Raw genomic sequence first — 522 nt, 5'->3', positions numbered from 1 at the left:
CCTTCATCGACTCCTAGTGTCAAGGCATCCACCGTGCGCCCTTTCTAACTTAACCAAACTAAAAATTAAAAAATATGAGCTACACTGTTATCTAGTTTTCAAAGAACATACCATTTGCTATTTAAAATAGCTTTTTGGTGGAGCCTAGCGGGATCGAACCGCTGACCTCCTGCGTGCAAGGCAGGCGCTCTCCCAGCTGAGCTAAGGCCCCAAAATGTATGGTGGGCCTAAATGGACTCGAACCATCGACCTCACGCTTATCAGGCGTGCGCTCTAACCAGCTGAGCTATAGGCCCATACAAATTGCAGGATTTATTTATATCATATCCTCATTTAAGAGTCAATACTGAATTGAACTCTCAAAACTAAACGAAAACGAAACACGGAAACTTATATTGATAAGCAGCGCTTATCAATTCTCCATAGAAAGGAGGTGATCCAGCCGCACCTTCCGATACGGCTACCTTGTTACGACTTCACCCCAATCATCTGTCCCACCTTAGGCGGCTGGCTCCAAAAAGG

Annotated in this window: 2 tRNA genes and 1 rRNA gene; all 3 read right to left on the bottom strand. The window is 45.2% G+C overall.

Annotation, left to right across the window (positions count from 1 at the left end):
- Positions 1-135: 135 nt before the first annotated feature.
- Positions 136-211: transfer RNA gene (locus tag ACUN13_RS32185), tRNA-Ala, on the bottom strand.
- An 8-nt stretch (positions 212-219) separates the two neighbouring features.
- Positions 220-296, bottom strand: a tRNA-Ile gene (locus tag ACUN13_RS32180).
- 130 nt (positions 297-426) lie between these two features.
- Positions 427-522 (bottom strand): 16S ribosomal RNA (locus ACUN13_RS32175); the annotation flags it as partial.

The sequence above is a fragment of the Bacillus cereus group sp. Bce041 genome, assembly GCF_052646455.1.
Note: the sequence above shows the minus strand (reverse complement) of the source record. Positions and strands in the feature narration are given on the sequence as shown.